Here is a 5,116-nt window from a genome sequence, read left to right on the forward strand (position 1 = left end):
GACCGCCGGCCACGAGGTCACCCGAAACCCGTAACCGACCAAGCCGAACTCCCAAGACCAAAGGACGCCCGCACAAAAGCCCCGAGACATTAAGACCACGAAATCCACACGTGGCCGTGGCCTTGACTTAAGCGCGACGGCTCGGTTAGAAGCGGATGGGGGCTTCGCATTTGGCGCGTACCGGATCGGAGGCCGGGCTTGACCGAGGTGGTGACCACCACGGGCGGACGGGGGGCTCGCCGTGCACACCCTGTGGTGGGCATCCCATGTGTGAACCGATGACCACCCAGGGGGTGCGGGTAGCACCCACCTGCGGGATCAGAAGGCTGCTCACCCAAGAGGCCAGGGACATAGTCGACGCACTCGGGATCAACAAGGCGGCTTGGCGCTATCGATCCTGGCGGCGACACAGGACCCGGCCAATGCGGTGCGCTTCATGGCCGAGGTCATCCTTTCCGGTGGCTGCATGAACTGGAGGACCCTGGCCTTGCCGAGAACCGGTGGGCCGGGACGTGCGTCCCAGTGTGACGGGAGGTCACAGTGAGCAGATATGGCGCCATACAGGCTTTTATAGAGCGCGCGATCATCCTTGCCTGGATCGCCATGGGCGGGGGCCTGCTGGTGCTGGTGATGGGCGCCGTGGCCCTGAGCTGGGTTGGGGTGCTCGCCGGTGCAGGCATCATCGTGGCGGGGTTCGGGTACCGCTGGCTGGCCGAGTGGTTCAACGACCGGGCGCTGCGGCGTGATTTTGAGGATCGCTGGCGGCGGTGACCGCACACCCGCAGTGACGTCAGAACGTGAATCACCGGCTGCCCTCTACTGATCAGCACCTACGACGCCGCTGAATAGGTCAGGCCCACCGCACCGATCTTCATCGCCCGGCCCACCAGCTTCGCGGCCGTCCGGTGACCGGCGCCCACCCCGCACGTTCCGCGTGGCCAGGCGCGGGGGCCCGAGCGCCGCCACTCCTCGATCGCATCGAGCCAAGTTGCGCAACGTGGCTCGTACAAGATCCGCGGCGGTACCGCTGCGCTACGCCCTGGTCCTGGACAGCTAATCCGCCGTAAACCGTTGGTTAGCGTCGTGGAGTAGCGCGGCGAGGTCCCGGGTGAGCGCAGGGGCGGCGGCGATGGTGGCGGAGGAGTTGAATGTGTGGTCCGTGCCGTCCTGGTCGATCACGTTGGCTCCGGCCTCGCGGGCAATGACGATGCCGGCCGCCATGTCCCAGGGTTTGTTGGACAGGGTGATGCTGGCGTCCAGCTTGCCCTCCGCGACCCACGCTAGATCGATGGCGACCGTGCCGAGCATCCGCACTCGCTGGACGTTGGCGGCGAGGTGTTCGGTGAGCGCGATGCGTCGGCGGTTCTCGGCTTCGGCGCCCTCGCCTACGGCGTAGTCGCCTATGGCGACGATCGCGTCCTTCAGGTCGGTGGTCATGCTGGCACGGATGCGGCGGTCCCCGAGGTGAGCGCCGATGTGCTGGGCGGCGTGGTAGCGCGCGCCCAGGAAGGGCAGATCGATGACGCCCACGATGGGGCGGCCTCTCGCGATCAAGCCGATCGAGATACCGCAGAGCGGGATGTTGCGAACGAAGTTGGCAGTGCCGTCCACTGGGTCGACGGCCCACAGAAGTTCGCCGGTGGCGTCCCCGCTGATCCCCTCTTCCTCGCCTAGTACGGCGATATCGGGCGTTCGCTCTTTGAGGTAGTCCCGGACGGCGCGTTCTACCGCGTAGTCGACTTCGCTGGCCATGTCCCGGTCACCCTTGGCGGTGAGCAGGCCGGGAACGCGCGTGCGCACCAGTTCGCTCGCTATCTCTGCGGCCTTGAGGGCGGCAGGGAGCAGAGCCGCGGGTGCGTCAGTCATACGATCCGTCCTCGCTCTCATAGCGTGCTGAAGATCTCCTCGAACGTCCCACCCAGTCCAGTACCCCTCGCATCGCGCTCGACCGGGAATGCTGGCGCAATAGCGCCCGAGCGGCCCCCTGACCTGGTTCAACTGGTCAGGGGTCGTTTATGCATGTTTGGGGCTCAGACGCAGGTTTCACAGCCACGAGACGCGGAGGAGGTACACCTCGCGCTGCTCTTTCAGGACGAGGTAGGTCGCCAAGCCCTACTCGCCGAAGGCATGCGTGAGCATGTACCTCTGGGGTTGGCGGCGTCGAAGGGCTGAGCTGGCCGACCAGCCCCACACCCGTCACTACGTGGTGGCCGAGGCGCCCGGCGGCGCCGTGGGCCGTCCCGCCGACGTGCCGGCCGACGTGCCGGACGGGCTGCCGGTGATCGGCGCCCCGGCGATGCCGATCCTGCGCCCGCGCTTGCTAACCATCCACGCTCCCTGTCAGATCGACGAGCCGGACGACGCGCCCCTCACCGCTCTGGGGACGAAGCCCGGCAGGTCCGGGGAGTCCGCTCCATGGAGCCGTCTCCAGCAGGGTGAACAGCTCGGCCAAGGGCCTGAGGGCCTCGCTGGGGAGGGCTGCTATCTGCTCTTCGGCGGTCGGGTCGGTGATGAGCTGGTACAACTACCGCTCGGCCTCTCGCTCGGCGAGAATGTCACGCCATGGCCGCCCCTGGGGTACGGCTTCCCCGGCCTGGATCTGCTCGGCTCTGGCGTGCATCTGACGGCGTCCCTCGGGGTCGATGACCGAGTCGCACGCTGACAGCCACCAGCGGTGGACGAAGTCGTTCAGCACACCTAGGTCAAGGCTGACTCGGACCTCGTCGAGCACGGCCTTGAGTCCGGAGTCGAACGCCTCACGGTCCTGCGGCACCACCAGGGCGGCCCGGATGGCACGCAGGCTCTTGTCCGGCAACGGTGTGCCGCCTGGCCTTTCGTCTGGTTGCGCCGTCATCGCAGGCCCTCCTCCGCCATACCTGGCATAGACGCGCCTAGAGAGCCACGCGGTGAGCGTCCTTCTGAATAGGCTCCAAGGAAGCGTCTCGACCTTCGGCAAGTATTCGGCACAGACGGCCGTAGAGGGCCGTAGAGGGCCGTTAACGATCAGAGACGGCCGGACCGAAGAGAACAGCCCTTGACCACGTCATGCCTGGTCAAGGGCTGTTTGTGCCGGTGTGGCGGGTCCAGGATTCGAACCTGGGTAGGCTAAGAGGTCATCTCATTTGGATTTGAAGCGGTAGCCTCCGGCTGTGGAGATGGTCGAGCGGCTGGTGCCCGAGGAGTTGTGGGAGTTGTTCCAGCGGGTGGTGCCGCCCGCTCCGACGCGGCCGCAGGGTGGTGGTCGGCGTCGGCATGGGGATCGTGAGGTGCTCGCGGCGATCATCTTCGTGGCCACCACCGGCTGCACCTGGCAGCAGCTGCCGCCGGTGTTGGGGCCGTCGGGTCCCACCGCGCACCGGCGTTTCACCGAGTGGAGCGCCGCGCGGGTATGGGCCTAGCTGCACCGGCTCGTCTTGGACGAGCTGGGCGCGGGCGGTGAGCTGGACTGGTCGCGGTGCGCGATCGACTCGGTCAGCGTCCGTGCGAGCAAAGGGGGGAGCTGACAGGCCCGAATCCTGTCGACCGCGGCAAACGTGGGTCGAAGATCCATCTGCTGGTCGATCGTGCCGGGCTGCCGTTGTCTGTCGGGATCTCGGCGGCCAACACCCATGACAAGCTCGCGCTGGAGCCGCTGGTGCGGGGCATCGCGCCGATCCGTTTTCGGCGTGGGCCGCGCCGACGACGGCCCGGCAAGCTGCACGGGGACAAGGGCTATGACTACGCCGACCTGCGGCGCTGGCTGCGGGAACGGGGTATCACCCCGCGCATCGCCGCCGCGGCATCGAGTCCTCCGACCGGCTAGGGCGGCACCGCTGGGTAGTGGAACGCACGGTGTCCTGGATGAGCGGCTGCCGGCGGCTGCACCGCCGCTACGAGCGCAAGCCCGAGCACTTCCTGGCCTTCGTCGCCATTGCCGCCACCTTGATCTGTCACCGCCGACTCACCAAATGAGATGACGTCTAAGCCGACGGATTTACAGTCCCACCGTCGAACCGCTCTGACCTGCAACTTCCCAGCCGTGAGCCCAAACTTTGGCCCGTATTCGGCACAGCCCTGAAACGCCGCCCACAGGCCCCCGGCGGGCTTCCGGTCGGCGCGGCACCGCTCCTCTTCGCCCAGCCTGAGCCTGCCTCATCGTCCCATGCCCCGACGGCCGAGAGTCATAGACTGGGTAGGACGAGTCCCGGCGCAAGACGACGGCCAAGCAGAGGAGGGCGGCGTGACGGCTGAACCACTCGATCACGGTCCCCTCGACCCGGAAGACATCCTTCGCCGGCTCCCCCACGACCAGCGGGACCGCTTCATCCGCGACTACCGCAGCGCCCTCGACGCCGCACACGAACTCTGGCGCTACCGGCAACTCCAGGACGTCCTACGGCTGTGGCACATGCGAGCCGTCGCCTACGCCCGCCCAGACTTCACACAACGGGCCGAGCAAGCACGCACCGGCGACCCAGCCGCCTTCGTGCCCGCCAGCGAGGCAATCCCCGGCTGGTCCGAGCGCACGGACGGCGCTCGTTGAGCTACCGCGTCGAACTACACGCAACCGCCCTCGCCCAGATCTCCGGCCTACCGAGCGACGCCTTCGACGCCCTGGTCTCCAAGCTCGCCGACGTCGCCGAACGCCCCTGGGACGCCATGGCGATCTACACCAACGAACCTGAGTTCCGCCAAGCCATCTTCGGCACCTTCGGCCTGGTCGCCTTCTACGTCGACGACGCACTGGAGATCATCCGCGTCTTCGACATCACTTGGACGGGCTGACCCAGGCAAGTCCGAACCTTGCCGAGCGACTTGGTTCCAGGTCTGGCCCCTCCTTGGCCTCTTGGTCGGCGCCTCCCAGAGATGGCTCAGTTCGGCAGGCTCACCGCCATGAAAGGCGCACCCGGAAGCACCAGCCACCCCACACCCAGCGAAAGGATCACGGAGGCAACAGGCATGACGGGCCCGGAGCCAGGGCGACAGTCGCGTAGCTCGACCCACGGTCTGCCTCGATCTCCGTTGGATCACGAACCTGAGGCTGTGACATACGCACGCAAACAGGCGGGCTTGACCAAGACCGCGCTCGCGCAAGCGTGTGGTGTGTCGCTGAGCCTCATCAGCGAGATCGAGAAGG

The 5,116-nt window shown here is 67.0% G+C and carries 7 protein-coding genes and 1 pseudogene; 5 read left to right on the forward strand and 3 right to left on the reverse strand.

What is annotated here, in order from left to right:
• The first annotated feature begins 540 nt into the window (after positions 1-540).
• Positions 541-771, forward strand: a complete 231-nt coding sequence (locus tag ACGWYJ_RS38475) for a hypothetical protein (protein ID WP_395111602.1) — start codon at positions 541-543, stop codon at positions 769-771.
• Positions 772-1,053: 282 nt separating this feature from the next.
• Here the strand turns inward: ACGWYJ_RS38475 and ACGWYJ_RS38480 are convergent, their stop codons facing one another.
• From ACGWYJ_RS38480 to ACGWYJ_RS38490, 3 genes are all read right to left on the reverse strand, one after another.
• Positions 1,054-1,866 (reverse strand): inositol monophosphatase family protein, encoded by an 813-nt coding sequence (locus tag ACGWYJ_RS38480; RefSeq protein ID WP_395111604.1) that lies wholly within the window; start codon positions 1,864-1,866, stop codon positions 1,054-1,056.
• 333 nt (positions 1,867-2,199) lie between these two features.
• Complete coding sequence (locus ACGWYJ_RS38485; protein ID WP_395111605.1) at positions 2,200-2,328, reverse strand: hypothetical protein; 129 nt, start codon at positions 2,326-2,328, stop codon at positions 2,200-2,202.
• 196 nt (positions 2,329-2,524) lie between these two features.
• On the reverse strand, positions 2,525-2,854 hold the full coding sequence (locus ACGWYJ_RS38490; protein WP_395111606.1) for a DUF6247 family protein: 330 nt from the start codon (positions 2,852-2,854) through the stop codon (positions 2,525-2,527).
• Positions 2,855-3,155: 301 nt separating this feature from the next.
• Here ACGWYJ_RS38490 and ACGWYJ_RS38495 point away from each other — a divergent pair.
• From ACGWYJ_RS38495 to ACGWYJ_RS38510, 4 genes and pseudogenes are all read left to right on the forward strand, one after another.
• Positions 3,156-3,951, forward strand: a pseudogene (locus ACGWYJ_RS38495) (IS5 family transposase).
• 268 nt (positions 3,952-4,219) lie between these two features.
• Positions 4,220-4,522: a DUF6247 family protein gene (locus tag ACGWYJ_RS38500; RefSeq protein WP_395111608.1), complete on the forward strand. Its 303-nt coding sequence runs from the start codon at positions 4,220-4,222 to the stop codon at positions 4,520-4,522.
• Entirely contained in the window at positions 4,519-4,764 is a 246-nt protein-coding gene (locus tag ACGWYJ_RS38505) for a hypothetical protein (protein ID WP_395111610.1), read from the forward strand. Before ACGWYJ_RS38500 ends, ACGWYJ_RS38505 begins: the two co-directional genes overlap by 4 nt.
• A gap of 174 nt (positions 4,765-4,938) precedes the next feature.
• The coding region (locus tag ACGWYJ_RS38510; RefSeq protein WP_395111611.1) for a multiprotein-bridging factor 1 family protein at positions 4,939-5,116 on the forward strand (178 nt) is incomplete at its 3' end.

The sequence above is a fragment of the Actinomadura sp. SCN-SB genome, assembly GCF_043906805.1.
Classification (GTDB): domain Bacteria; phylum Actinomycetota; class Actinomycetes; order Streptosporangiales; family Streptosporangiaceae; genus Spirillospora.

Coding starts and splice junctions, on each gene's coding strand:
- ACGWYJ_RS38480 (WP_395111604.1), bottom strand. CDS start 1,866: ATGACTGACGCACCCGCGGCTCTGCTCCCTGCCGCCCTCAAGGCCGCA.
- ACGWYJ_RS38485 (WP_395111605.1), bottom strand. CDS start 2,328: ATGGTTAGCAAGCGCGGGCGCAGGATCGGCATCGCCGGGGCGCCGATC.
- ACGWYJ_RS38490 (WP_395111606.1), bottom strand. CDS start 2,854: ATGACGGCGCAACCAGACGAAAGGCCAGGCGGCACACCGTTGCCGGAC.